Origin of the sequence: Glycomyces sp. TRM65418 (assembly GCF_019710475.1) — a bacterium.
Taxonomy (GTDB): Bacteria; Actinomycetota; Actinomycetes; order Mycobacteriales; family Micromonosporaceae; genus Glycomyces.
On record NZ_JAJFAX010000002.1, the window covers coordinates 63,032 to 88,785 of the forward strand.

The following is a 25,754-nucleotide window of genomic DNA, read 5'->3' on the forward strand; positions in this document are numbered from 1 at the left end:
CCGACGTGTGCAGGCGCACACTCGGCAGGGGCCTCCCCCCTTTCGGGACTTGTAAACTAGGCGGGTTGCAAGCCGTCGACCGAAAGGCAGCCATTCGTGAGAGGCGTCATCCTCGCCGCCGGCCAAGGGCAGCGCCTGCGCCCCGACACCGACGAGCTGCCCAAGACGCTCCTGCCGGTCACCGGGACGGAGACGATCCTCGACACCATCGTGCGGGGCCTGGCCGAGGTCGACATCCGCGACATCGCGATCACCGTGGGGCACGCGGCCGACCGGATCCGCGACCACGCGTCCGAGCTGGAGACCCGCTACGGCGTCCAGATCACGATCGTCGACAACGACAAGCCGCACTGGAACAACGCCTACTCGCTGTGGACCGCCCGCGAGCACTACTCGACCGGCGCGCTCCTGGTCAACGGCGACACCGTCCACCCCACGAGCATCGAGCGGAGCCTCCTGGCCGCCGCAGAGACCGATCCGCGGCTGCTCCTGGCCCTGGACGACCACAAGACCCTCACCGACGAGGCCATGAAGGTCCGCGTCGGCCCCGGCGGCGTGGAGCTCATCCACAAGCGGCAGCCGGTCGCGACCGCCGCGGGCGAGTACATCGGCGTCAGCCTCATCCCCGCCGGCGTCGCCGAGGACCTCACCAAGGCCCTCGAAGCCACCTTCACCCGCGACTCGACCCTCTACTACGAGGACGCCTACCAGCTCCTCGCCGAGGCCGGGCAGATCGGCACCGTCTCCACGGGGCCCGTCGCCTGGACCGAGGTCGACGACCACGCCGACTGGGCGCTCGCGAAGACGATCGCCGAGGGCCTGTAGTGCCGACCTTCGCCCGCACGGTCCTCGCGCCGATCACGGTCGAGATCGCGGCCGGGGCGCTCGCGCGGCTTCCCGAACTGCTCGTCGACTCCCGGATCTCCTCGGGCGGCCGCGTCGCCGTCGCGCTCGGGCCGGGCCTCGGCGAGACCATCGCCGCCGAGCTCGACCACCTGCCGGACGCGACCGTGCACACCGTCAAGCCCGGCACCCTCGCCAGCGCGCGCGACCTCGCCGGGCGGCTGCGCGACGACCACCGCGTCGACGCGCTCGTCGGCATCGGCGGCGGCAAGCTCCTGGACACCGCGAAGTTCGCGGCCACCGAGCTCGGCCTGCCCATGGTGGCGGTCGCCACGAGCCTCGCCCACGACGGTCTCGCGTCCCCCACCGCGTCCCTCGAACGCGACGGCGTCTCGGTCTCCTACGGCGTGCACCCGCCGCTCGCGGTCCTCGCCGACCTCGACTTCATCCGCCGCGCCCCCGCCTCGCAGCTGCGCTCGGGCGTGGGCGACGCGCTCACGAACCTCTCGGCCGTCGCCGACTGGCAGCTCTCGCACGAGGTGAACGGCGAGGCCATCGACGGGCTCGCCGTCGCGATCGCGCGCAGCGGCGCCGAGGCGGTGCTGCGCCACCCGGGCACCATCGCCGACGACGGGTTCCTCGTGTCCCTCGCGAACGGCCTCGTCCAAGGCGGCCTCGCCATGGGCATGGCCGGCTCCTCGCGGCCGTGCTCGGGCGGCTGCCATGAGATCTCGCACGCACTCGACGTGCTCCATCCCGGCATCGCCTCCCACGGGGAGCAGGGCGCGCTCGGCGCGCTCGTGTGCACGTGGCTGCGCGGGGACGAACCGCTGTTCAGGGAGCTGTCGGCCGCGATGCGGCGGCACGGCCTGCCGCGCACCGCGAGTGAACTCGGACTGAGCACGGCGGAGCTGGCCACAGCCGTCGACTACGCTCCGAGGACCCGGCCAGGCCGTTATACGATTCTCGAACATCGTGAACTGGACTCGGTGGCGCTTGAGCGACACCTGACGGAGATGATGCATGAGCTCGATTAGCCCGCACCCCGACGGAGTCTCCGGCCCGGCCGGCGGCGGCGACGGGAGCCCGGACCGCGCCGATGCGGAGGCGCCCCAAGGCGTCCCCGGTCCCGGGCCTTCGGCCTCCCCCGCGGGATACCCCCGAGGGGCCATGAGCTCCGGTTCGGCGGCGTTCGCGAGCCCGCCGCCGTCGGCCGCTCCGGGCCTCACCCCGGGCCAGGCGGGCCCCGGCGGTCCGCCTCCCGCCGCGACGCCGCCGGGCGGCCCGCAGGGCTACGGCCCGGCCTCCTACAGCGCCCCTTCGGCGCCGCAGCCGGCCGCGTACGGCGCTCCGTCCCACCACCCGAGCCCGGCCGGTCAGCCCGCCTACGGCGCCCCGCAGGGCCAGCCGTACGGCGCGCCCCCTCCGCCGCACGGCCCCGGTGGCCAGCAGCCGTACGGCGCGCCGCAGCCGCAGCAGGGCGGGCAGCCGAACCCGTACGGCCAGCCCGCGCCGGGCCAGTACGGCCGGCCGCCGCAGCCTCCGCCTCCCGCCTCCTCCCCGCCGCCGGGCGGCCAGGGGGGCCAAGGGAACCAGCCGCAGTACGGCCAGAACCCGCCGCCGCCCGCGACCGCGCCCCAGCCTCCGGGACAGGTCCCGCAGGCCCCGTACGCGATCCGGCCCGAACCGGGCCGCGACATGCCGATGGCCGGGGCCTCTCCGATCCGCCGGAACCTCGACGACACCGCCGAACTCCCGGCCTTCCTCGACTCGGCCCGCGGCGACGAGCCCCCCACCGGCGCGCGCGCCGCCGAAGCCAAGCCGCTCAAGCGGAAGTTCCCGCTGACCACCGGCTTCACCGCGCTCCTGCGCCACCGGCACGCCATGTCGGTCCTGGTCCGCCGCGACCTCGCCGTCAAGTACCAGTCGACCGCGATGGGCTACGTCTGGTCGCTCATCGAGCCGCTCGGCCTGACGCTCATCTACTGGTTCGTCTTCGACATCGTCTTCGGCGGCGGCCGGGCCATCCCGAACGACCCGGGCACGCCCCAGGCGGGCTACCTGCTCTTCATCGTCTCCGGCATCTTCGCGTACCAGTGGTTCTCGCAGGCGGTCAACCAGGGCGCCAGCTCCCTCAACGGGCAGTCGGCCCTCATCACCGTGATGAAGGTCCCCAGAGAGGTCTTCCCGGTCTCGAAGGTCTTCGCGCGCTTCGCCGAATACGTCGTCGGCTTCCCGATCCTCATCCTCGTGGCGATCCTCGGCGGCGGCACCTGGGGGTTCAACCTGCTGTGGCTGATCCCGGCCATCCTGGTCCAGACGATGCTCCTGGCCGGCATGACCTTCATCCTCGCCGCGGCGAACGTCCTCTACAAGGACGTGCAGCGCTTCCTCGGCCTGTTCATGCGAGTGCTCTTCTACGCCTCGTGCATCATCTTCCCGATCACCAAGGTCAAGGATGCGGAAATGATGGAGAACAACCCGTGGCTGTTCGACCTCTTCTCCGTCAACCCGCTCATCGGCATCTTCTCGATGCACCGGGCGGCCTTCATCCCCGAGCTGGGCCCCAACACGTTCCAGCTCTCCGTCGCCATCGGCTTCTCGGCCTTCCTGATGTTCTTCGGCCGCTGGGTCTTCTACCGGATGGAACCGCAGGTCCTCAAGGCGCTCTAAGCGATCGACCATGACGGCCCCCGCCGGTCCCGGCGGGGGCCGTCGCCGTCGCCCCCGATCCCGCCGTTCGATCGCGAAGCGCCCGAAGCCGTCCCAGGCGACACCCCGCACCACGCGGTACGGTGCCGCGGGCGTTTCGTCGGTACCATGGGGGAGCGAGCGGACTCGCGGCCCCGCCCCGATGTGCCCGATCGGTCGGGTCGGTCACCACCGGCCCGTCGGCCGGGAATCGGACGCCTAGTATGGGGCGACTCGAAGCGCCCCGGCACCCCCTAGACGGAGAACCCTGCATCATGACCTCGCCCCAGCCTCCCGGGCCCCGACCAAGCGCCGCAGCCGGGACCGGAGTCGACGAGCAGACCCTCCACCTGCCCACGGCCGCGGCGGCTCCCGTCGCCGCGGGGGCGCGCACCGCTCCGAGTCCCTACCCCGCGCGCCCGGCGTTCCGCGCCCCCGAGCCGCCGAACGCCGGCGCCCGCCCGCAGCCCGCGCCGATCTCGCGGCCCCGGCCGACCGAGCGCTGGGAAGGCGTCGGGTTCCGCCCGGACATCCAAGGCCTGCGGGCGGTGGCCGTCACCCTGGTCCTGCTGTCGCACGCGGGCTTCACGTTCTTCGCCGGCGGTTACGTCGGGGTCGACGTCTTCTTCGTCCTCTCCGGCTTCCTCATCACCTCGCTCCTGGTGAAGGAGGTCTTCGACACCGGGAAGATCTCCATCGCCGGGTTCTACGCCCGCCGCGCCCGCCGCATCCTGCCCGCCGCGAGCGTCGTCACCATCGCCACCGTCCTCGGCGCGTGGCTGTGGTTCCCGGTCACCCGCCTCGAAGCGGTCATGCAGGACGCGTTCACGGTCATCGTCTACGTCGTGAACTACCGGTTCGTGGCCGAGCAGACCGAGTACCTCAACGCCGACCAGATGCCCTCCCCGTTCCAGCAGTTCTGGTCCCTCGCCGTCGAAGAGCAGTTCTACCTCGTCTGGCCGCTGCTCCTGCTCGGCCTGCTCCTCCTGGTCAAGCGCAGCCCCGGCAGGCTCGTGAACACCGGGATCGCCCTCGCCGTCGGCGTCTTCGCCCTCAGCCTGATCCTCTCGGTCCTCGTCACCGAGCAGTCGCAGCCGACCGCCTACTACGCGGCCCACACCCGCGCGTGGGAACTCGCGGCCGGGGCGTTCCTCGCCCTGGTCCTCCCGGCGCTGAAGAAGACGCCCCGGATCCTGGGCTGGATCCTCGGGATCGCCGGCCTCGCCGCGATCGTCGCCGCGGCGGTCCTCTACGACGACGCGACCGCGTTCCCCGGCTACACCGCGCTGCTGCCGGTGGCCGGCACGATGCTCGTCATCGTCGCGGGATCGGGCCCGGCCGCCAATCCGGCCTCGTCGCTGCTCGGGACGGCCCCGTTCCAGTTCGTCGGGCGGATCTCCTACAGCCTCTACCTGTGGCACTGGCCGATCCTCATCCTCATCCCGCTCGCGGTCGGCGCCGAGCCGGGCATCGTGCTCAACACGCTTCTGATCGTCGCCACCTTCGCCATCGCGCAGCTCTCCTACTCCCTCGTGGAGACGCCGTTCCGCAACGCGAAGGTGTTCAAGCGCGATTCGGTCTACGGAATCGGCGTGGGGATCCTGTGCTCGTTCCTCGGCCTGGCCCTGGTCATCGGCCTCACCGTCAACTTCCAGAACGCGAAGACCACGGAGGGCGATCCGGTCGAGATCGCCGAGAACACCGAGAGCGTCGAGGCCCGGCTGGAGGCGGCGGCGGCGCTCACGTCGATCCCCGACGACCTCGTGCCTTCGCTCGCCGACGCCTCGGACGACCGGCCGAAGATCTACGAGAACGGCTGCCACGTCGAGCAGGAGTCGGCGCAGCTCCCGGACGGCTGTGTCTTCGGTGACACCGAGGCCGACACCACCGTCGTGGTGATGGGCGACTCCCACGCGGCCCAGTGGTTCCCCGCGCTCGAACTGATCGCGGAGGAGCAGGGCTGGCGGCTGTTGACCCGGACGAAGAGCGCCTGTACCGCGGTCGACGTGCGAGTGGAGAACTCCTCGCTGGAACGCGAGTACACCGAGTGCTCGGCATGGCGCGCGGCGGTGTTCGAGGAGCTCGCGGACGTGAAGCCGGACATGGTGGTGCTGAGCAGCACCGACCCTGCGGTGATCGCGGAAGACGGGCAGACGGTCGAGGAGACCTGGCTGACCGGCTGGGAGCAGACGGTGACCAAGTTGAGCGAGACGGGCGCCACAGTGGTCACCATCGCGGACACGCCCTGGGCCGAAGAGTCGGTCCCCGAGTGTTTGTCGCTGCCCGCGAACGGCAATGACCCGCGCAACTGCGCCATCGACCGGGACGAGTCGGTGTCGAAGCCCGGACTGCGGGCCGACGCCATGGAGCTTCAGGAGGAACTGGGCGCCACCGTCATCGATCCCATGGGTTGGTTGTGCCTTGAGGACGTCTGCCCGGTCATCGTGGAGAACACGCTCGTCTACCGGGACCGGCACCACATGACCACGCACTACGCGGCCTCGCTGGCGAAGCTCCTCGAAGCCGAGCTCCCCGACCCCTCGTGAGCGAGCGGGATCAGGCGGCCGGAACCGCCGCGGGCCAGCCCGCGGGGAACGGGAACTCCTGGGAGAGCGTCTCGCAGCCCTTGACGACTTCGGCGTAGTTCCGGCGCCACTGGCAGGTCAGCTGGATGACGTGCTGATCGGCGAACACGAAGAAGTTCCGCATGAACAGGGCGCCGTTGTCGCCGCCGGCGTCCTTGAAATAGCGGTGGATTCCGGTCTGGCGGTGGACCAGCGCCGGATAGATGTTGGTCGTGTCGATGGTGTTGCCCATCGAGGCCTCGTAGTCCAGGATCATCGCGACCTGGGCCTCATAATCGGCGGGGCTCGTGCCTTCGGGCAGATAATACGCAGTGACGTTGAGCTGGCTGTCCGGATCGCCGCCGTCAAGGGCGAACGTCCAGGTCTTCTGGTCCTCGGACAACAGCGGCTCGCGGGCCGCGTCCACCTCCACGAAGCCCTCCGGCGGCGTGATCTGGAGGTCGTATGGCTCGGTGAGCTCGTCGTGGGGGATCGAGGAATTGCCCTGCGACTGCTCGCCGCTGGGCGTCTCTCCGGAATCATCGGAGGCACCGCTGCAACCGGCGACCGCCAGAACCAGCGCGGAGGAGAACAGGGCGATTCGTCTCATTGGTCAGGGTCCTCAACGGAGTCGGGGGAAACAAGCGTCATCATAGCAATACGGGGCCGCCCTCCGAGGGACCCGAATCCTGGTGAGACGAGCGTCCTCGCACATGACGGGCAGTACAAGCGCCCTCTCGGGGAATCCGGTGCGGAGCCCGATGGGATAGGATGTCGGACGCCCCGAACCCCCCTTTTTTCGCACGATGGCCCCACAGATTTGGACCGACCGAATGAGCGGAGACCGCTTCCCTAGCGCTCTTATCGACGACTACACGTCGGTGATACGCAAAAAGGACCCGGAATCGCTGGTTTCCACCGTTATCCGCACCCGGGCCGTCGAGGGGCGGCGACTGCTCGCCCACCGTATTGCCGAACCGCCGGTCGATCTGGACGCGCTCACCATGGCGGCGGGCGACCCGCAGGCCGAGACGGCACTGTTCGAACGGCATCAGATCGACATCGGGCACTTGGCGAGGCTCGCCCGCGCGCTCGTGTGCGCGCCGGAGGACTCGTCCGACCTCGACCACGGCTGGAACCTGTACGGGATGGCCTCGCGCCATGGCCGACCGGAGGAGCTCTCCTCCCGGGACCAAGGCGCGCACGCCGAGTTCGCCCTGCTTCGCGGCGACTTCGACGAGACACGGCGGCTGCTCGAGCGCTATGACCTGATCGACGAGCCCGTGCGGCGCGCCATCGAGATGGACCTGTGCAACCCTTGGTCCGGCGCCGTGGAGGGCGACGAGGCCCGCTGGAAGGTGCTTCTCGCCGAGGTCGTCCCGGACCCGCTCCCGGATCTCGCGCCGGACGCCGCCGAGACGCTGTTCGACAGCCTGCACGTCAAGAACCCGCCTGCCCCGGTCCCCGCACCGGAACTCGTGTCGGTCATCGTCACGAACTTCCAGCGGGGACTGCCGCTGATCGCTTCGGTCCAGTCGGTCCTCGAGCAGACCTGGCAGTACCTCGAAGTCATCGTCGTCGACGACGCCTCGGGGCCGGCCTACGACGAGGTCCTCGACAAGGCGGCGGCCCTGGACGAGCGTGTCCGCGTGATCCGGCTCGCCGAGAACGGCGGCACCTACCGAGCCCGCAACGCCGGGCTCGCCGAGGCCCGCGGCGATTTCGTCGCCGTCCAGGACTCCGACGACTGGTGGCACCCGCGCCATCTCGAACTGCACTTGCGCCCGTTCGCGAACGACCCGGAACTCGTCGGCACCATCTCGCGCAGCCTGATGCTCACCGAAGACCTGGGGGCCACCCGCCTCCGCCGCGCGCCGATGCTGCCCTGCGCCAGCTCGCTGCTGTTCCGCCGCGAAGCGGTCATCGAGCGGATCGGCTACTGGGACGATGTTCGCAAGGCGGCCGACAACGAATTCCTCGGCCGAATCAAAGCGGCGTTCGGCAAGCGGTCGGTTCACCACATGCCAGAGGTGCTCACGCTGGTGCGCACCGGCACGGAGTCCCTGTCCTCCAGCGACTTCGGCTCCGGCTGGCGCCACCCGGCGCGGCTCGCGTACCGGTCGGGATACCAGCTGTGGCATCGACGCATCGGCAAAGGCGAGGCCGACCCGCGCGTCGGGTTCGGGCAGCGCGCGCCGGTGTTCCAGCCCTACCGGTTCCGCATCGCGAGCTCCCGTCAGCGCTACGACGTCGTCTACGCCGGTGACTGGTCCTCGTACGGGGGCCCGCAGAAGTCGATGATCAACGAGATCCACGCGGCGCGCCGGGCCGGACTGCGGGTCGGGATCATGAACTTCACGCCGTTCCGCTTCGTCCGGTCCGTCGACCGGGACTTGAACCCGCATATCCAGCAGCTCGCCAACGACGGCGTCGTCGACCACGTCACCGCGACCGATGACGCCGAGGTGCGCCTGCTGGTCCTGCGGTACCCGCCGATCCTCCAGTTCCCGCCCGGGGGACCGTGCGCGCTGCAGGTGGACCGACTGGTGATACTCGCCAACCAGGCCCCTTCCGAACGGGACGGCAGCGACCGCCGATACCTGCCCGAGGCCTGCGAACAGCACGCCCGCCAGTTGTTCGGGGTATGGCCCGAATGGGTGCCGCAGGGACCGCAGGTCCGGCATGCGATCGAGCCGCTGCTTACCGAACGCTCGGTGCTGCACCCGTTCGACATCCCCGGGATCATCGACACCGACCGGTGGTGCATGCCGCGCACCCACTTCCGCGCTCCCGTCGCGGTGATCGGTCGTCACTCTCGCGACAACGTCATGAAATGGCCGCAGGACCCGGTCGAGCTCCTGCAGGCCTATCCGGCCTCGCCGGATATCGATGTCCGGATCATGGGCGGCGCGGAAACCCCGACGGAGGTGCTCCAGCGGCGGCGCCTGCCCCGTAACTGGGTCGTCTACGACTACGACGAGGTCGGCATTCGGGAGTTCCTGCATCAGATCGACTTCTACGTCTACTTCGCGCACCCGCAGCTCGTCGAGGCCTTCGGCCGGAGCATCCTGGAGGCCATGGCCGCCGGATGCGTGACCGTGCTCCCCCCGCACTTCGAAGAGGTCTTCGGCGACGGCGCGGTGTACTGCGAGCCGCGCGAAGTGGCGGACCTGGTCACCGGCCTCCGCTCGCACCCCGACGAGTACTTCGCGATGAGCGCCAGGGCCCAGGACCATGTGCGCCGACACTTCAGCTACGCGTCCTATCTGGATCGACTGGAGCTGCTCGGCATCAGGCCCTAGGGCCGAGCGCGCACTCCCGTCCCAGCCCCCGAACCCTGAAAGGACCTCAGATGAGCGTCGCCTGGATCCGCCCCCGACCCGTGCGCGACCGTTTCCTGCCCTCGGCGTCCCACTGGTCCTCCGAGGAGATCTCGGATGCCGACATCCCGGCCACAGAGGAGCTCGGAGAACTGCTCTACGCCCGGGGATTCCTGCTCGCACCGCACCGCCACGACGTGCCGGTCGCGCATTGGCGGCAGGTCCGGATCGGAGAGCTGTGGCTCTCGTACGACCCGCGCTCCGCCTGCGCCGTGGTCCGCTCCGGGCATTCCTGGGTAGCGGTGCTCGGCCGGGTGATCTGTCTCGAGACCTGGGATGACGACGTCCGCTCGATCGCCACTGCGCTGCTGCGCGCCAAGGCTTCCGGGCGCGATGCGTTCCTCGATCGGATCGACGGCCTCAGCGGCAGGTTCGCGGTGATCTACAACGAGGGCGCGGAGACCTACCTCCAGTCCGACGCCGCCTCCCTCCGGTCGGTCTACTTCGGTCGCCGCGACGGGAGGACCTACGCCGCCTCGCACGCGCACCTCGTAGCCGACCGGGTCGGCACCGTTCCGTCCGCGTTCCCCGACCCGCAGACGATCCGCAAGGAGTGCAACGCCTACGCCTTCCCCGGCCGGGTCACCCAGTTCGCACGGGTCTTCGCGCTGACGCCCAACACCGAGCTGGCCTTCGGCATCGCCGAACCCCGCCGCTTCTTCCCGCGCGAGGCCCTCGCTCCGCGCGTCACCGAGGACGCCGTCGACGAGGTGCTGCCGCTGCTCCAGCGGCAACTGGAACTCCTGGCATCGCGCACGCCGCTCGTCATCTCGCTCACCGCCGGACTCGACAGCCGCACCACGTTGGCGCTGAGCAGATCCATCAAAGACCAGGTCGACTACTTCACGTACGACTCCAAGACCGGAGCGGGTGAGTCGGGAGCGGCGATGCGCGCCGACGTGGCGGCCGCCCGAGAGATGTCCGAAGACCTCGGATTCCGCCATCATCGGATCCAGTCGCGGTTCCGCATCCCGCCCGAGCCCCTGGCCGGGATCATGGACCGCAACTCGAAGCGGATCAGCGCTCCCGGGCTGTACGGTACGCACCGCCTTTACGAAGGGGGCTGCCGCGGGCTTCACATCCGCTCGAACCTCTACGAGATCGCCAGGTCCTTCTACCGGGCGAAGCGCACGCAGCCCGATCGACTCACCCCCGAGCACATGGCCTATCTGCTCACCAGTCGCAAGACCACGCCGGAATCGTTCGCCGCGACCTTCGCCGAGTTCGCCGACGCCGTGGAGTTCGACCGAGCCCAGGACCTCTACGATCCGCTCGACCTCTATTACTGGGAACACCGGTGCGGCACCTGGCTGGCCGCCCACCACATCGAGTCCGATGTGGTATTCGACACTTTCACGATCTTCAACTCCCGCCGGATCTACAAGGCGCTGCTCGCCCTGCCCCTCGAAGACCGCATCTCGGGTGCCGCCTTCGTCGAGATGATCCGCCGCACGTGGCCGGAGAGTTTGAAATTCCCGGTCAACGGCGCGATCATCGAAGCCTAACCCGCCCTGAGCCCGAACAACGCAAAGAAGGAAACACCGATGCTCGACCTCGCCCTCCGCTTCCGCCGGTCCACGAAGCGGACCCGGGCCGCCGCGACTGCCGCGGCCGTGCTCGTCGCCGCCGCCGTGGCCGCCGCACTGCTCGGAGCGTACGGTCCGGCGCTCGCCGCGGTGGTCCTCCTACTGGCCGGGCTGGGGTTGGCACTGGTCCAGGAGAACGCGCGCCTGCGCCAGAAGCTCGATGATCAGCACCGCGACGCGATGCGATACGCCGCGAAGGCCGACAAGCGGCTGCGCGCCCTCGACGCCAGCGTCGGGATGCTCAACCGGAAGCTGGAGGTCCAGAGCAGGGGCCTCTCGGGGGACTTCGACGCGGCCTCACGCCGCATCCTGGGCGCGATCGAGAGCGAGCGCTTCGCGGCGGCCGAGCGCCATCATGAGATCGCCGCGTTCCTCGGAGCGCGCGATGGGCAGGCGCAGCAGCGCTGACCCGACGCGTCGGAGTACTCGGACGGACGCACCGAACCGCTATCATGTGGACCTACCCCGATTCCACTCTCCTTTGAAACGAGCGCACCATGGGCATTCGCACCCTCTTTTCGCGGTCACGGGGCACTGCGCGCCTGAGCATCGCTCCTTCTCGCGAATCGAATGACTTCCTGCACGTTGTGGCCAGCCGATTCGAGATCGGCGTATTCAACGAGCAATGGCTCGAATACCGCTGGCAGCTGTTCGAGACGCTCGCACTGCCATCGATCGACGCGCAGTCCGCGCGCGATTTCATCTGGGTGCTCGGCATCGACCGGGATATGCCGCGGCGGTTCCGAGAGCGACTCGACGGATTGGTCGCCGAACGACCTTATCTGCGATTGCTCGAACTCGAGTTGTTCGACGACTTCGAGCCGCGGTTCCAGCGCTGGTGCGCGGAAGCGTCGAAGGGCTTCGCGCACGTGCTCACCACTCGGATCGACAACGACGACGCGATCCACCGGGAACTGCTCGCCGAGGTCCAGCGCACCGGCCGCGGCCTCCTCGCCGGCGGGAGTGCCCTGCCGGCGGCCATCACCGCGGCCACCGGGTACCAGTGGGTGCCCGCGACGGGGCAGGGGTTCCGCGCCTACCATTACAGCCACTCGATCGGCACCTCAGTGCTGGAATCCTCCGACGCGTTGACCACGGTCTACGGGAAGAATCACCGGAAGGTCCCCGACTGGGCCGTGGAGCGGAACGGATCGGTCGAGCAGATCGGCGGCGACACCCGCTGGTGGCTGTACGCGACCACGGCCACCTCGCTGGTGCTGCTGCGCACCGGCAAAGGCTTGCGGGAAGGCACCGTCGCCAACCCCGGCGCACACGAGATCGACGAGAAGGCGCTGCGTTCGTTCGGTGTCACCGACGCGCGGCGTCTGCGCGGTCTCGAGGAGCCGGAACTGGCGGGGAACCACCTCGAACTGGTGCAAGAAGGCAAACAGACCGACCGCGCCATCAAGGGCGTGCGCGCGACGATGCGTCAGGCGCGCGCTTCGGGCGAGCCCGCGGATCCCGCGCTCGTCGCCGAACACCGGGAGCTCCACGCCCGGCGCAAGGAACTCGCGCGGGCCTGGGTCTCGTAAGCGGGGCCCGGTCAGCGGATCACGCGCCGCAACCGGCCCAGTGCCCGGCGCGGCAGTGACCGCCTGGCAGGTCCCGGGTCTTCGAGTCGCGCCAGGGCCGCCTTGAGCTCGGCGATTTCCCGGCGGCGCGACTCCGACTTCGACGCGGCGGTCAGGAACCATGCGTCGGGCCCGGTGCGCTCGACGCCCCACAGCGCATCGAGGAGCGCGTCCGGGTCCTCGCCAGGGCTGCGGAGGCGCTCGGCCCGCGCCAGGGCGGCCGTGCGGTCCAGGCGGACCCGCAGCGGGCCCGCCTTGGCGGGGACGGCGGTGTCGACGCGGCCGAGACGGTGCTCATCCGCATGAGCGACCAGGCGCTCCAGGCCGTCGCGGCGCAGTTCCGCGCCCGGGTCGAGGAACAGCTGGAACGGCACCGGCGCAACCGTCTCGGGCGCCTTCTCCAGGAAGCGGACGCGGCCGTCGCCGCGGAAGGCCTCGCGGATCAGCCGCAGGTTCAGCAGGGGGTCCTCGAGCGGTGCGACCCGGCCCGTGGTGAGCGAGTCCCAGGGGCCGGTCAGGACCACCTCGATGTCGGCGATCGTGCCGGCCAGCAACGCGTTCACCGTGGCCCGGACGGGCTCCAGACGGGCGCCGTCCGCGTCGACCACGGCCCTCACGTACGGCACCTCCCAGCTCCGGCCCGGATCGGTGCGCAGATGCCGCAGGGACGGGATCCGGTTGGCCGCGAACGGCCGCCGGTAGCGTTTGCCCTCCTCGCGCCTCGATTTCATCTGCGAGTAGCCGAGGTGCCACACCTCGGCCTCGCCGTCGGCGATGAACAGCGCCCCGTGCTGCGCGAGCCGATAGCCCAGCTCGGTGTCGCTGCCCAGGCGCATGCCGGTGTCCATGCCGCCGCAGGCCTCGTACATGGCCCGTGTGAACGAGATCGTCGCCCCGTTCGCCACGGTGAACGCCCGCACCGGGTCCTCGACGGTGCCGCCGGATTCGCGCACCAACGCGATCTCCCAGTCGTCGCTGACCTCACAGCCCGCGAACAGCGACGCCGCGTCACCGCCCGCGACTGCCGAGCGGACCCGTTCGGGGGAGAGCGCGGCCGTCGCGATGTCGGCGAACGCGAGCTTGCCGACCACCGTGAAATAGTCGGCCAGGTGATGCCAGCGGGCGTGGGCCTCAATGTGCGCTGCCGCGGGGACGACGTCGGAGTCGAGCCGCACCACGACCTCGCCCGTCGATGCCCCGATCCCGGTGGCCACCGCCGCGGCGATGCCCCACGTCCCGGCGGTGTTCGGGATCAGCCGCGTGTCGGCGGGTCGCAGGTCGGGGAGGCGCAGGGGCGGTTCGCTGCCGTCGTCGACCACGACCACCTCCAGCAGCGAGGCCGGGTACGTCTGCGCCGCGAGGGCCGCCAGAGTCAAGTCGAGCTTGTCCTGGCCGCCGAAGGCCGGGACGACCACGGACACCCGAGCGCGGGGGGTCCACGCGCCGAGCCGGGCCAGGACGATCGAGCCGCTGTCATTGCGTGCGGCGCGCAGGCCCTCAGCGGGGCCGGGGATCGAGGGTTCCATCGGGTCCCGAGCTTACTGGGGTGCCGGAGCGGACCGGCGCCGACTGAGGTCGTGCACTGTGGCGGAACGTGCACCCGTCTGCTGCTCGATGGCAGGACGTGCGGGCGTTTGCAACAATGAATCGGCACCGGAAGCCGGTTCCGGCCGCCCACTCGCTCGCCGTTCCCGACCGGCCGCGACCCGTCGACCGCAGCGCCCGCTGCCCCATCTGACTTTGGACCCATGACCGCTCACTTCCGCTCCCCTCGCGAACTCGAGGAGTTCGTCGCCCGACGGTGGCCCGACCTCGCGACCGCGCCGCTGGGCGCGATCGCCGCAGCGACGATCCGCGGTCGGTCGGCGCTGGGCCGGGGGATCCTCGCCGAGCGCGCCCGCCGTGGTGACGGCGCCGACGCCCTCTGCGAGCTGGCCCGGGCGATCGCGCTCCGTCCCGTCGCCTCCGGCGACCTCGACCTTGCACTGGAGCTGTACGACGAGGCACGCGCCTCGCTCGGGGCGGACATGGCCGAATCCCACCGCGGCCTGCATCTCGGCCTGGCCGTGGCGCAGGGCGATCGCGCGCGCGTCGCGCGCCTCAGGGCCGAAGCCGACCGGCTGCCAGACGGCCTCGCCGCGGCGGTCGACGCCGAGCTCGCCCATCCCGATCGCGCCGCCGACCAGCCCGCCGCGGCGAGTCGCGGCGGCGAGGCGGCGTTCCTGGCCGCGTTCACCCGCTACGCAGGCTGGGGCGAGGTGGTGCTCGATTCCGAGCCCGGTGTCCCGCTGCTCGACCGGCTCCGCTCCACCGCACCCCGCGGGAGCGCGAGCGGCCCGCTCATCTCGGTCGTCATGACCTGTCACCGGCCCGGGCCCGAACTCCTGACCGCAGTCGGCTCGGTCGTCGACCAGACCTGGCGGGACTGGGAGCTCATCATCGTCGACGACGCCTCCGGCGCGGAGCACGAGAAGGTCCTGAGAGAAGCCGAGGAGCTCGACGAGCGCGTCCGCGTCCTCGTCCAGTCCGTCAACGGTGGCACCTACCGGGCCCGCAACCGCGCCGTCGACGAAGCCCGGGGGGTGTTCGTGACTGGACTCGACTCCGACGACTGGGCCCATCCCCGCTGGCTCGAGGCGCAGTCGGCGCCCCTCCGCGAGTCCGAGCAGCTGATCATGGCCGTCAGCCGCGGCGTCCGCGCCACCGCGGACCTGCGCCTGTTCAGCGCGCCCGGCCGCAGCATCGCCGCCGTCAGCTCGACCTCCATCATGTACCGCGCGCGCCAGGTGCGCGAGAAGATCGGCTACTACGACGTCGCCCGCAAGGGCGCCGACACCGAGTTCCGGCTCCGCATCCAGAAGACCTTCGGCGCGCGCCGCTGGATCCGCATGGACGACAAGCACACCGTCATCAGGCTCCACCCCGCCTCGTTGTCCGCCAGCGAGGTCGGCGAAGGGTGGATGCACCCCGCCCGCGCTGCCTACGAAGCCGGTTTCCACCATTGGCACAAAGCGATCCAGCAGCGTCGTGCCAAGCCCTATCTCGCCCCCTCGGTCCCAACGCGGCCCTTCCCGGCGCCCCGTTCGATCCTCGGCGACTCGCCCCGTACCAGTGCCGCCGAACGCGTCTACGTGGCCGACTGGCGCTATGACACGCCCGTGCAGCGCGCCGCCCTGGAGGCCCTCGCCGGCGACGCCGCGAACGGCGTCACGGTGGCACTCGCCCACTATCAGGGCTGGAACGCGATCGAGAACAAGTACCTCCCGATGGCGCCGGCGCCAGTGGCGCTCGCCGCGGATCTCTCCGTCGAATGGGTTGATCTCGCCGAAGTGAAGGCCGGAACGGTGGTCGCCGCCGACCCCGAAGTCGCCGCGGCCGTCGCGATCGACTTCGCCATTGAAGCGGACGCCCTCGCCGTCCTGCCTCCGCCGCCGGAGGAGCCCGAGGCGTCCCCGTCCCCGCCGAACCCGGCCGACCGCCTGCGGTCACTGGCCGGACGCGGTGCGCGGCTGCCGCTGCGCGCCGCCCGCCGCCTGCTGCGCGGCAAACGCGCCGCGTTGCGCCGCCTGCTCGGACGGGGACGCCGCCTCGCGAAGCGGGCCCTGCGGGCGCCCGACGCTCAGCGGCTCACCGACGCCCAGACCGCGCAGCTGGAGCTGTGGAGCACTCGCCTCTACGAAGGCTGGTCGGCCGAGGCGATCGCCCACCTGAGCGGTCTTGCCGCGGACGAGCGCGAGTCGCCGGAGCACCGCCTCGCCGCGACCGCGATCCTCGCCGACTGGTACGAGGTCGACGACCGCGTCCCGCGCCGCGACCTCGAGTTCGACGTCGTCGTCGTCTCGAACTTCATGCTCCCCGGCGGCAGCTCTTCCTCCAGCGCCGAGGAGGTCCGGGCCTTCCGTCGCGCCGGTCTCAAGGTCGGCCTGCTCCACCACCCCGTCTACGACTGGCCGCTCGACCGACCGGTGAACGGCAAAATCCGAGAGCTCCTCGACGACGACGGCGTCGTCTGGATCACCGCCCACGACCGCGTCGAGTGCGACCTGGCGATCGTGCGGTTCCCCCGGATCATGATGCGTCCCATGGAGGATCTGCCGCGGCTGACCGCCGGGCGCACCATCCTCGTGGTCAACCAGCCCCCCTACGAGTACTACGGTCCAGGCGAGGGCCGCCGCCTCACCTGGGACGTGCGCACCGTCCACCGCAACCTCGAGGGCTGGCTCGGGGCGCACACCTGGTACCCGCAGGGCCCGGTCGTGCGCCGCCTTCTGGAGACCGAGCACGCGGCTGAGACCGACGGCATCGCGATCGCCGACGACTACTGGTACGGCATCCTCGACGTCGAGGAATGGCGCCGGGACGGCCGCCGAGCCGAGGCGGGCCCCATCCGCATCGGCCGCCACGCCCGCGACCACGTCCGCAAATGGCCCGAGGACCCCGACGACCTCCTCGCCTGCTACCCGTCCTCCGAGGACTTCGAGATTCACGTCCTCGGCGGGGCGAGGACCGCCAAGCGCCTCCTGCGCCGCCTGCCCGACAACTGGACCGTCCACCCGTTCGGCTCCATGCCGCCCAAGGCCTTCCTGCACGGGCTCGACGCGGTCGTCTTCTTCATCGCCGAATCCGGCGACGAGGCCTTCGGCCGCACTCCCCTGGAGGCCATGGCGGTCGGCCTGCCGTGTCTGCTGCCGCGCAGCTTCGAGCCCCTGTACGGCGACGGCGCGGTCTACTGCGAGCCCTCGGAGGTCGAGGCGCGGGTCCGCGAGTTCATGGACGAGCCCGATCTGTACGCCGAGCAGTCGGCCCGGGCCATCGCCAAGGTCGAGCGGGACTTCTCCCACCAGGCCCTGCTGCGCCGGGCGGCCGCGCTCGGCGTCGCGGTGCCGGTGGAGGTGCGGCGATGAGCGCCAAGAAGGCGGAGTTCGCGCTCGGCCAGGTCACCACCAGCCGCCGCAAGCTCCTGCACAAGCTCACCGCCCGGCTCGAGCACGGCTTCTCGTCAGAGGCGGTCCCGGAGCTGCGCCGCCTCATCGGCGACGGCACGGAGGCCCCGGCGACCCGCCTCGCGGCCGGAGCGGTGCTCCTCGACTGGCAGCGGCGCCGCCGCACGGCGCGCGCCGAAGCCGTCAAGGTCGAATGCGACATCGTCATCGTCTCCCATTTCGCACTGCCCGGCGGCAACGCGACCGCGGTCGCCGAGGAGGTCGGCGCCTTCCGGGACGCCGGGCTCCGAGTCGGCCTGCTGCACCACCCGGTCTTCCACTGGGACGTGTCGCGCCCGCTCAACCCCAAGATCGCCTCGCTCGTCGACGGCGACCGGGTTCGCATGATCGGCGCGTGGGACGCGGTCTCCTGCGCGCTGCGCATCGTCCGCCTGCCCACGGTGCTGCTGCGCCGCCGCGACGACATGCCCGACATCGACGCGGCGCGCACGGTGCTCGTCGTCAACCAGACCCCGTTCAAGTTCTACGGACCCGACGGCGGCGTCGAAGAGGCCTGGGACGTCGCCCGGGTGCACGCGAGCCTCACCGAATGGGTCGGCCCCTGTACCTGGCATCCGGTGGGGCCCATGGTCCGTGAGGCGCTCCTGGAGCATCACGGGGCCGAGCTCGAAGGCGTGCGGCTGTCCGACGAGGACTGGCACGAGTGCCTCGACCCGGCGCGGTGGCGCGGCGCGGACCGCCCGGCCCCCGACGGCCGGATCCGCATCGGCCGCCACGCCCGCGACCACCCGCTCAAATGGCCCGAGACGGCGGAAGGGCTGCTCGCGAGCTATCCATCTGACGAGGACTTCGAGGTGCGGGTGCTCGGCGGCGCCGACACGGTCGCGGAGCGGCTCGGGAACCTCCCCTCGAACTGGACCGTCCTGCCCTTCGGCGCCACGGACGCACCGGAGTTCCTGCGGAGCCTCGACGTGTTCGTGTACTTCATCGCCGACGAGGGCCGCGAGGCGTTCGGCATCGCCCCGCTCGAGGCGATGGCGTCAGGTGTGCCGGTCGTCATGGACCGCCGTTTCGAGCCGCTGTTCGGGGAGGCCGCGGTCTACTGCGAGCCCCAGGAGGTCGCCGCGACCGTGCGCGCGCTCGCACGCGATCCGCGAGTCTATGCGGCGCAGCGTGAACGCGCCTACGCCGTGGTCGAGGACCGGTTCTCCCACGAAGCGCTGCTGCGCAGGGTCGCCGCCCTCGGCGTGGCGCTTCCCGACCGCTGAACACGACAGGGGCGCCGCGCGAAAGCGCGGCGCCCCTCTCGTTCGTGCTTCGTGCCTAGACGAGGCCCTTCTTCTCCAGGGCGGAGCAGACGGTGCCGACGATCAGGCCGGTGACGATGTAGGGGTCCATGTTGGCGTTCGGGCGCCGGTCCTCCAGGTAGCCCTTCTTGTCCTTCTCGACCTGCCACGGGATGCGGATCGAGGCGCCGCGGTTGGAGACGCCGTAGGAGAACTGGGTGTAGTGGGCGGTCTCGTGCGCGCCGGTGAGGCGGTCGGCGATGCCGTCGCCGTAGTTCTTGACGTGCTCGTCCGCCTTCTCGCCGAGGGCCTCGCACGCGGCGATGATGGGCTCGTAGTCCTCGCGCATCGCCTTGGTGGAGAAGTTGGTGTGGCAGCCCGCGCCGTTCCAGTCGCCCTTGGCGGGCTTGGGGTCGATCGTCGCGGAGACGCCGAAGTCCTCGGCGGTGCGGTACAGCAGCCAGCGGGCCAGCCACAGCGAGTCCGAGACGTCGAGCGCCGACGCCGGGCCGACCTGGAACTCCCACTGGCCGGGCATGACCTCGGCGTTGATGCCTGAGATCGGCAGACCCGCGGCGAGGCAGTTGTCGAGGTGCTTCTCGACGATCTGGCGGCCGAAGATCTCGTCGGCGCCGACGCCGCAGTAGTAGCCGCCCTGCGGGGCCGGATAGCCGCCCTCGGGGAACCCGAGGGGGCGGGCGCCGACCATGAAGGTGTACTCCTGCTCGATGCCGAACCAGGACTCCTGCGCCGCGTACTGCTCGGCCAGCTCGGCCGTCTTGGCGCGGGTGTTGGTCGGGTGCGGGGTGAAGTCGGTGTCGAGCACCTCGCACAGCACCAGGATCGAGTCGCCGCCGCGGATCGGGTCCGGGACCACCTTGACGGGGCGGAGCACGCAGTCCGAGGAGTGGCCCTCGGCCTGGTTGGTGCTGGAGCCGTCGAAGCCCCAGATCGGGGGCTCCTGGCCCTGCTCGAGGATCTTGGTCTTGGAACGCAGCTTGGCCGTCGGCTCGGTGCCGTCGATCCAGATGTACTCGGCTTTGATGGCCATCAGGTAGGAGCCCTTCATACGGTGACGCGGTTCAGCCGGGCCCGAACCGCGCCGTGACGCCGTGCCGGCCGAGCCGTGAAGCTGTGCTGCCACGCTCCCAAACAGCAATTTCTCATTCGTTGATGACGTGTAAACAGCCTGTTAACCGCTGCTTTGCGTGAGCGACGAGGAACGACGAGTCCCACTCCGCGTTCTTTCGGGCGTGCGAACCCGAATATGTGTCGGAGTTACATTCATCCAATTTCAGTTGAAAAATCTGATTCACCCCGTATCCCCGATCAGCCCGGTTTCGTTTTAACAGGTGCGAGCGGCGAGACCGTTCGCGCTCAGGCTCAGGACGACGGGGGAGACGATGGGACGCATCGCAGGGGGTGGCGAGGAGACTCGCCGCTTCAGCATGCTCCGATTCCTCCTCGGCGCCGCGCTCACCGCATTCGGCTCCCTGCTCTTGGGAGCCTTCGCGATGGCCGCGTCCGCTTGGGCATCAGAGGATTCCGCAGCAACGCAGGGCTTTGCCGCGATGACCGACCCGCTCACCGCAGAGGTGTCCGACATGTCGCGCCTGGCCGCGCGACTGGTCCCGCACAACCAGCAGGGACATCGGGCTCCGGCGGTGCAGGGGGAGGTCTCGGGGCTGGTGTCAGGCCTGGTCGAGCCGGTGGAATCCCTGGTGGACGAGACGGACGGGACCGTGCGGTCGGTGGTGCAGGGCGACGCCGGACCTGGGTTGCTCGACTTGGACGACGAGTCCATTGGAGACGGCACAGCCGAAGTGGTGGCACCGCTGGTGGGAAACCTGGTGAAGGGAACGGCCTCCATTGCGGACGGCCCGGCCCCCGCGGTGTCCGATGTCTACGAGACTGTCGCGCCCTCGACCGATCAGGTCGACGCACTGGCGCGACTGGTGACCGATGGCCTGCGCCTCGGCGACGGGACGACGCCCGGGAGCGTCCCCGCCGCTGGCACAGGACAGCCGAGCCTCACCACGCTTGCGGCACAGCCGGTCTCCCACAAGATGGCGGCGGCACTCCACGGAGTGCACAACGGCCGGCCGGCCGCCGTCATCGAGTGCTCCGCCGAATCAGGGCGGGGGACGGACCGATCCGAGGCAGAGGACGTGCGCGGCGTGCCGCGCACCGGAGCCCGACCGTTGCGGTACGACGGTCCCGGGCTGCCTGACCTGAAGATCATCCCCGGTGGAGCCGTCGGCTCGATCGCCGGTATCAGCGTCGACAGCGCTCACACCGCTGTCTGCGTCTCCCCGTCCGCCACGGGGGAAGAGGTGTCACTCTCCCGCACGGTGATCGGGGAATTGGGGCGGCCGTTGGACCGCGCCGCCGAGCAGTCCGTCGCCCCGGACTAGCGCCTCCGCGCGTCGGTGCGCGGGAACTTGAAGTCCGCCTTCGAAAATCCCACCGGTTGCCGTGCTTGAGACCTCGTGTCTGGGGCCCTCCGGCGTGCCGACGCGCGGAAGCCAGTCGCCATCCAGCCCGATTCGGGCTGGGAAACCGAGAAAGCAGTCGCCCGGAGACCCGGGCGCGAAATCCAGAAGGAAAACGCAACTCATGCGCAAGGTTCTCACTGTTGCCGCCGTCGCCGCCGGCGCCGCCGCTCTCTCCGCCGCTCCCGCCATGGCCGGCGGCAACAACTCCGGGGTCACCGCCGGGGACAGCTCCCTGGTGAACCTCGACGCCTCGAGCCTGGCCCACTGGCAGATCTGCGGCCAGAACGTGCTGGCGCAGTCGTTCGGGCAGGTCTGCGACAACCGCGACCACATCGGCGAGGGCCCGCAGTCCGGCGTCACCGCCGGCGACACCTCTGCCATCAACGGCGACATCTCGAGCGCGCTGCACTGGCAGATCTGCGGCCAGAACGTCGGCGTCTCGCCGTCGCTCGACCAGCAGTGCCTCAACTTCGACCACATGCCCGCCGCCGCCCAGTAGCGGCAGGGCCGAACAAGCCCCGTCGGGGCGGTTCCCGCCGCCGACGGTTCCGATCAGTCAATCGAAACGGGGAAGTCCATGCGCAAGACCACCTACGTCCTCGCCGCCGCCGCGGGTGTCGCCGCGATCGGCGCCGCCGCCTCGCCGGCCATGGCCGAGAACTCCGGTGTGACCGCCGGCGACTACAGCCTGGTGAACCTCGACGCCTCGAGCCTGGCCCACTGGCAGATCTGCGGCCAGAACGTGCTGGCGCAGTCGTTCGGGCAGGTCTGCGACAACCGCGACCACATCGGCGAGGGCCCGCAGTCCCACGTCCACGCCGGCGACGTCTCGGCCATCAACGGCGACATCTCGAGCGCGCTGCACTGGCAGATCTGCGGCCAGAACGTCGGTGTTTCGCCGTCGCTCGACCAGCAGTGCCTGAACTACGACCACATGCCCAACACGGCGCAGTAGGTCGCATCGGGGCGGGCCCGACGGGCCCGCCCTCTCCGAAATCGAAAGGAAAACAGATGCGCAAGATCACCGCAACCGCCGCGTTCGCCGCCGCCGGCGTCGCCGTCCTCGGTGCCGCCGCTTCGCCTGCGATGGCCCAGAACTCGGGCGTCACCGCCGGCGACATGAGCCTGGTCAACCTGGACGCCTCGGACGCGCTGCACTGGCAGATCTGCGGCCAGAACGTGCTGACCCAGTCGTTCGGGCAGAACTGCGACAACCGCGACCACATCGGCGAGGGCCCGCAGTCCCACGTCCACGCCGGCGACACCTCGGCGATCAACGCCGACGCCTCGAGCCTGGCCCACTGGCAGATCTGCGGCCAGAACGTGCTCGTCCAGTCGTTCGGCCAGGTCTGCGACAACTCCGACCACATCAGCGACGACGGCAACGGCGGGTTCCCCGACAAGGGTGCCGACCAGGGCGACTACTAACCCGCGTCGATCTCGGGCTTGGTCGAGAAAAGGTAGGGAACAATGCGCAACAGCACCATGGTCGCCGTCTCGGCCGCAGCCGCCGCTGCCGCGGCGGCGCTCTCGGGCGGAGCCGCCTCGGCGTCGACGCCCGACTGGCTGACGCTCGCTTCCGTCGACACCGAGCACGACTCGATGCTGCCCGCGCTGTGCGAGACCGACAAGACCGGCCCGCTCGCGGACACCGTCTGCGGGAGCCTGCTGAGCGCTGACGCCGAGGGCGAGGCGGCGACGTACGGCCGTCCGCTGCCGGAGGCCCCCGGGGACTTCGGCAGCATGCCGACTCTCGCCAACGCGGACCTGCAGCACTTCGCCAAGTGGCAGGTCTGCGGCATCGCAGTGGCGTCCTCGGCCGAGGACGCCCATTGCGACAACTCAATCCCGGCACCGAGTGAGTCGGCACGGCCTGAAAGCGGGGTCGCGCTGGTGAACGCGGACATCACCGGAGCATTCCATTGGTCGGTCTGCGGCGTCGCCGTCGGATCGGTCACTGAGGCGACCGACTGCTGAACGGCAGTCCGCCTTCATACCAAGCGGCCGGAGTCCTTCGGGACTCCGGCCGCTCCCCTGTCTCCCTGAGGGATCAGCGTTCGCGGCGCCACACGGTCCCGGCGGCCAGCTGCACCGTCTCGCCCATCACCCGCACCTTGACATCCATTTCGGACAGCAATTCCAGTGCTGTGAGCGCGCCCCCGCTCCATGCCAGCCGCTCCACGGCGACCCCGCCGCGGGCTCGCAGGCCGCGGACCTCGCCTTCGGCCCAGGCGCTCGGCAGCGCGGGCAGCGGCTCGATCACGGGCATCCCGTCCTCCACGCGGTGCGACTGCACGAGCATCTCGGCGATCGCGGCGGTCGTGCCGAAGTTCCCGTCGATCTGGAACGGCGGGTGCGCGCACAGCAGGGAGTCGTAGACCCCGCCGTCCGCGTACGCCGCGTCCTCGCCGCGGAAGCCCACCGGTGTGAGGAACTCCCCGAGCAGGCGGTGCGCGCGGTCGCCGTCGCCGAGCCGGGCCCACAGGGCGGTCTTCCAAGCGAGCGACCAGCCGGTTCCGGCGTCGCCGCGGGCTTCGAGGCTCCGCTTCGCCGCGTCGAGCAGCTCCGGCGAGTCCGCGAACGCGTTCCCGGGGTAGACCCCGTACAGGTGCGAGACGTGCCGGTGGTGCGGCTCGGCCTCCTCGTGCTCGTCGGCCCATTCGAGGAGCCGCCCGTCGGCGCCGACCTTCGGCGCCGCCAGGCGCGGCATGGCCTCCTTGATGCCCTTGACGAGCCGGAGGTCCTCGCCGTGGAGCGTCTCGGCCACGACGTCGGCGGCTTCGAGGACGAACGCGAAGAGCTCGCGCACGAGGGTCGCGTCCATCCCGGTGGACTCGTCGACCGCCGAGGGCCCCTCGGGCGTGAGGAACTCGTTCTCGGGGCTGGTGGCCGGGCTGGTCACGAGTATCCCGTCCCGGCCCTCCGAGAGGCGGTCGAACGCGAACCGCGCCGCCCCCAAGGCGATCGGGAACCGATCGGCGAGGAACTCCTCGTCGCGGCTGAAGCGCCAGTGCTCGGCGAGGTGCATCGCGAGCCAGAGGCCGGCCATGGGCCAGGCCGCCCAGCACGCCTTCCCGCCCACGGGCGTGGTCAGCCGCCAGTAGTCGGTGTTGTGGTGGCAGCACCACCCGCCCGCGCCGTAGAGGCCTTGCGCGGTCGCGACGCCGGTGCGCGAGAGGTCCTCCACGAGGTCGAACAGGGGCTCGTGGAACTCCGGCATCGCGCAGGTCTCGGCGGGCCAGTAGTTCATCTGCACGTTGATGTTCGTGGTGTAGTCGCAGTTCCACGGCGGGGTGACGTGGTCGTTCCAGATGCCCTGGAGGTTGGCGGCCTGCGTGCCGGGCCGCGACGAGGCGGCCAGGAGATAGCGGCCGAACTGGAAGGCCAGCACGGCGAGGTCCTCGTCGGGTTCGCCGGCGGCGCGTCGGCGCAGTCGCGCCGCAGTGCTCAGCGTGTCGTCCACAGGGGCCTGTGGACGGAGGTCGAGGGCGACCCGGTCCATGACGAGGCGGTGCGCGGCGGCGTGCTCGTCGCGGAGCGCCTCCCAGCCGAGCTCGGCGGCGCGGCCGGCTTCGCCCCGGGCCTGCTCCAGCGCCGCGTGCTCGTCCTCGCCGGAGCGGAGCGCGAGGCAGACCACCACGGTGCGGCAACCGGTGAACCGGTGGCCCTCGCCGGTGACGGCGGACTCGCCGTCGCCGCGCAGCCGCGCGCTCAGACCGAGCCGGCGCACGCCCTCGGCGGGGGAGTAGTCGGGGACGCCGTTCGCGACGCTCGCGGGCGCGCGGCCCGTGACGCGCAGCTCGTCGTCCTCGGCGACGACCGTGCCGCCCTCGTGCGGCCAGTCGAACCTGAGATCGAGGTCGAAGGGCGTTTCGGCACTCCAGCGCAGGGCGATGACGTCGTGGTCGACGGATGCGAAGGCCTCCTGGCGGACGCCGCCACGCACGACCGCGGCGACACCGTCGCGCAGGTCCAGTTCGCGCCGTTCTTCACCAGCGTCGCCGGAGTGGGTCGCGACGAGCGCCCCGGCGGGCTGGTAGGCCTCGGTGTCCTTGCCCTGCATGCGGGTCACGAGCCGGTCGGCCTCGGCGTAGTCGCCGCGCCGGACCGCGGCGGCGGCTTCGGCGGCGACGTGCCCGGCGCCTTCGGGGACGCTCCAGGAGCCGTCGCCCGACCAGAAGCCGTCTTCGTTGAGGCCGATCCTGGCCCCCCACAGCATGGCCCCGATGCGGCCGTTGCCGACCGGCAGTCCCTCGTGCCAGGCCTGGGGGGCGGTGTCATAGGTGAGCTTCAATGCTGCTGCCATGCCAATATCCTATAGGATTCCTGTCTCTTATCATCGCAACGGGCGCAGCAGTCCCAGTGTTATCCGATCGTGCTGCAACCCCGCGTTCC

The 25,754-nt window shown here is 70.7% G+C and carries 19 protein-coding genes; 15 read left to right on the top strand and 4 right to left on the bottom strand.

The features are described 5' to 3' along the window. Positions 1 to 96: 96 nt before the first annotated feature. The 4 genes from K3N28_RS05370 to K3N28_RS05385 all read left to right on the top strand — a co-directional run bounded on the left by K3N28_RS05370 (position 97) and on the right by K3N28_RS05385 (position 6,080). On the top strand, positions 97 to 825 hold the full coding sequence (locus K3N28_RS05370) for a sugar phosphate nucleotidyltransferase (protein ID WP_228091456.1): 729 nt from the start codon (positions 97 to 99) through the stop codon (positions 823 to 825). Continuing rightward, a complete protein-coding gene (locus K3N28_RS05375; RefSeq protein ID WP_228091457.1) occupies positions 825 to 1,880 on the top strand; it encodes an iron-containing alcohol dehydrogenase family protein in 1,056 nt (351 codons plus the stop codon). Before K3N28_RS05370 ends, K3N28_RS05375 begins: the two co-directional genes overlap by 1 nt. Then, positions 1,867 to 3,516, top strand: coding sequence for an ABC transporter permease (locus K3N28_RS05380; RefSeq protein ID WP_228091458.1), 1,650 nt, complete (start codon positions 1,867 to 1,869; stop codon positions 3,514 to 3,516). The genes K3N28_RS05375 and K3N28_RS05380 overlap by 14 nt, the downstream gene beginning before the upstream one ends. A 293-nt stretch (positions 3,517 to 3,809) precedes the next feature. Beyond that, entirely contained in the window at positions 3,810 to 6,080 is a 2,271-nt protein-coding gene (locus tag K3N28_RS05385) for an acyltransferase family protein (RefSeq protein ID WP_228091459.1), read from the top strand. Between the two features lie 10 nt (positions 6,081 to 6,090). Here the strand turns inward: K3N28_RS05385 and K3N28_RS05390 are convergent, their stop codons facing one another. Beyond that, on the bottom strand, positions 6,091 to 6,708 hold the full coding sequence (locus tag K3N28_RS05390) for a hypothetical protein (RefSeq protein WP_228091460.1): 618 nt from the start codon (positions 6,706 to 6,708) through the stop codon (positions 6,091 to 6,093). A 223-nt stretch (positions 6,709 to 6,931) separates the two neighbouring features. Here K3N28_RS05390 and K3N28_RS05395 point away from each other — a divergent pair, with 223 nt between their 5' ends. The 4 genes from K3N28_RS05395 to K3N28_RS05410 all read left to right on the top strand — a co-directional run bounded on the left by K3N28_RS05395 (position 6,932) and on the right by K3N28_RS05410 (position 12,596). Continuing rightward, the gene (locus K3N28_RS05395) at positions 6,932 to 9,400 is read left to right on the top strand and encodes a glycosyltransferase (RefSeq protein ID WP_228091461.1); all 2,469 of its coding nucleotides are present in this window, start codon (positions 6,932 to 6,934) and stop codon (positions 9,398 to 9,400) included. A gap of 50 nt (positions 9,401 to 9,450) precedes the next feature. After that, positions 9,451 to 10,983 carry a hypothetical protein gene (locus K3N28_RS05400; RefSeq protein WP_228091462.1) on the top strand — a complete coding sequence of 511 codons (1,533 nt, stop codon included), beginning with the start codon at positions 9,451 to 9,453 and terminating at the stop codon, positions 10,981 to 10,983. Between the two features lie 39 nt (positions 10,984 to 11,022). Continuing rightward, positions 11,023 to 11,472 (top strand): hypothetical protein, encoded by a 450-nt coding sequence (locus K3N28_RS05405; protein ID WP_228091463.1) that lies wholly within the window; start codon positions 11,023 to 11,025, stop codon positions 11,470 to 11,472. A gap of 89 nt (positions 11,473 to 11,561) precedes the next feature. Next, positions 11,562 to 12,596 carry a glycosyltransferase gene (locus K3N28_RS05410; protein WP_228091464.1) on the top strand — a complete coding sequence of 345 codons (1,035 nt, stop codon included), beginning with the start codon at positions 11,562 to 11,564 and terminating at the stop codon, positions 12,594 to 12,596. Positions 12,597 to 12,607: 11 nt separating this feature from the next. Here the strand turns inward: K3N28_RS05410 and K3N28_RS05415 are convergent, their stop codons facing one another. Continuing rightward, positions 12,608 to 14,161, bottom strand: a complete 1,554-nt coding sequence (locus K3N28_RS05415; RefSeq protein ID WP_228091465.1) for a glycosyltransferase family 2 protein — start codon at positions 14,159 to 14,161, stop codon at positions 12,608 to 12,610. Between the two features lie 222 nt (positions 14,162 to 14,383). Here K3N28_RS05415 and K3N28_RS05420 point away from each other — a divergent pair, with 222 nt between their 5' ends. Together K3N28_RS05420 and K3N28_RS05425 are read left to right on the top strand one after the other, a co-directional pair. After that, the gene (locus K3N28_RS05420; protein WP_228091466.1) at positions 14,384 to 17,539 is read left to right on the top strand and encodes a glycosyltransferase; all 3,156 of its coding nucleotides are present in this window, start codon (positions 14,384 to 14,386) and stop codon (positions 17,537 to 17,539) included. After that, a complete protein-coding gene (locus K3N28_RS05425) occupies positions 17,536 to 18,846 on the top strand; it encodes a glycosyltransferase (protein WP_228091467.1) in 1,311 nt (436 codons plus the stop codon). The genes K3N28_RS05420 and K3N28_RS05425 overlap by 4 nt, the downstream gene beginning before the upstream one ends. A 55-nt stretch (positions 18,847 to 18,901) precedes the next feature. Here the strand turns inward: K3N28_RS05425 and glnII are convergent, their stop codons facing one another. Next, positions 18,902 to 19,915, bottom strand: coding sequence for a glutamine synthetase (gene glnII, locus K3N28_RS05430; RefSeq protein WP_228091468.1), 1,014 nt, complete (start codon positions 19,913 to 19,915; stop codon positions 18,902 to 18,904). A 352-nt stretch (positions 19,916 to 20,267) separates the two neighbouring features. Between glnII and K3N28_RS05435 the strand changes: the two genes are divergently transcribed. From K3N28_RS05435 to K3N28_RS05455, 5 genes are all read left to right on the top strand, one after another. Then, positions 20,268 to 21,278, top strand: coding sequence for a hypothetical protein (locus tag K3N28_RS05435; protein WP_228091469.1), 1,011 nt, complete (start codon positions 20,268 to 20,270; stop codon positions 21,276 to 21,278). A gap of 202 nt (positions 21,279 to 21,480) precedes the next feature. Continuing rightward, positions 21,481 to 21,858 carry a hypothetical protein gene (locus K3N28_RS05440; RefSeq protein ID WP_228091470.1) on the top strand — a complete coding sequence of 126 codons (378 nt, stop codon included), beginning with the start codon at positions 21,481 to 21,483 and terminating at the stop codon, positions 21,856 to 21,858. Positions 21,859 to 21,936: 78 nt separating this feature from the next. Next, a complete protein-coding gene (locus K3N28_RS05445) occupies positions 21,937 to 22,314 on the top strand; it encodes a hypothetical protein (RefSeq protein ID WP_228091471.1) in 378 nt (125 codons plus the stop codon). Positions 22,315 to 22,370: 56 nt separating this feature from the next. Then, positions 22,371 to 22,787, top strand: coding sequence for a hypothetical protein (locus K3N28_RS05450; RefSeq protein WP_228091472.1), 417 nt, complete (start codon positions 22,371 to 22,373; stop codon positions 22,785 to 22,787). Positions 22,788 to 22,829: 42 nt separating this feature from the next. Next, a complete protein-coding gene (locus tag K3N28_RS05455; protein ID WP_228091473.1) occupies positions 22,830 to 23,336 on the top strand; it encodes a hypothetical protein in 507 nt (168 codons plus the stop codon). Between the two features lie 73 nt (positions 23,337 to 23,409). Here K3N28_RS05455 and K3N28_RS05460 read toward each other — a convergent pair whose 3' ends face one another. Next, positions 23,410 to 25,665 carry a glycoside hydrolase N-terminal domain-containing protein gene (locus tag K3N28_RS05460; RefSeq protein ID WP_228091474.1) on the bottom strand — a complete coding sequence of 752 codons (2,256 nt, stop codon included), beginning with the start codon at positions 25,663 to 25,665 and terminating at the stop codon, positions 23,410 to 23,412. Positions 25,666 to 25,754: the final 89 nt, after the last annotated feature.

Excerpts from the sequence above, each read along its gene's own strand:
- K3N28_RS05460 (WP_228091474.1), bottom strand. The coding sequence starts at position 25,665 with ATGGCAGCAGCATTGAAGCTCACCTATGACACCGCCCCCCAGGCCTGG.
- K3N28_RS05420 (WP_228091466.1), top strand. The coding sequence starts at position 14,384 with ATGACCGCTCACTTCCGCTCCCCTCGCGAACTCGAGGAGTTCGTCGCC.
- K3N28_RS05415 (WP_228091465.1), bottom strand. The coding sequence starts at position 14,161 with ATGGAACCCTCGATCCCCGGCCCCGCTGAGGGCCTGCGCGCCGCACGC.
- K3N28_RS05425 (WP_228091467.1), top strand. The coding sequence starts at position 17,536 with ATGAGCGCCAAGAAGGCGGAGTTCGCGCTCGGCCAGGTCACCACCAGC.
- K3N28_RS05390 (WP_228091460.1), bottom strand. The coding sequence starts at position 6,708 with ATGAGACGAATCGCCCTGTTCTCCTCCGCGCTGGTTCTGGCGGTCGCC.
- K3N28_RS05380 (WP_228091458.1), top strand. The coding sequence starts at position 1,867 with ATGAGCTCGATTAGCCCGCACCCCGACGGAGTCTCCGGCCCGGCCGGC.
- K3N28_RS05405 (WP_228091463.1), top strand. The coding sequence starts at position 11,023 with ATGCTCGACCTCGCCCTCCGCTTCCGCCGGTCCACGAAGCGGACCCGG.
- K3N28_RS05445 (WP_228091471.1), top strand. The coding sequence starts at position 21,937 with ATGCGCAAGACCACCTACGTCCTCGCCGCCGCCGCGGGTGTCGCCGCG.
- K3N28_RS05395 (WP_228091461.1), top strand. The coding sequence starts at position 6,932 with ATGAGCGGAGACCGCTTCCCTAGCGCTCTTATCGACGACTACACGTCG.
- K3N28_RS05455 (WP_228091473.1), top strand. The coding sequence starts at position 22,830 with ATGCGCAACAGCACCATGGTCGCCGTCTCGGCCGCAGCCGCCGCTGCC.
- K3N28_RS05450 (WP_228091472.1), top strand. The coding sequence starts at position 22,371 with ATGCGCAAGATCACCGCAACCGCCGCGTTCGCCGCCGCCGGCGTCGCC.
- K3N28_RS05440 (WP_228091470.1), top strand. The coding sequence starts at position 21,481 with ATGCGCAAGGTTCTCACTGTTGCCGCCGTCGCCGCCGGCGCCGCCGCT.
- K3N28_RS05385 (WP_228091459.1), top strand. The coding sequence starts at position 3,810 with ATGACCTCGCCCCAGCCTCCCGGGCCCCGACCAAGCGCCGCAGCCGGG.
- glnII (WP_228091468.1), bottom strand. The coding sequence starts at position 19,915 with ATGGCCATCAAAGCCGAGTACATCTGGATCGACGGCACCGAGCCGACG.
- K3N28_RS05410 (WP_228091464.1), top strand. The coding sequence starts at position 11,562 with ATGGGCATTCGCACCCTCTTTTCGCGGTCACGGGGCACTGCGCGCCTG.
- K3N28_RS05400 (WP_228091462.1), top strand. The coding sequence starts at position 9,451 with ATGAGCGTCGCCTGGATCCGCCCCCGACCCGTGCGCGACCGTTTCCTG.
- K3N28_RS05435 (WP_228091469.1), top strand. The coding sequence starts at position 20,268 with ATGGGACGCATCGCAGGGGGTGGCGAGGAGACTCGCCGCTTCAGCATG.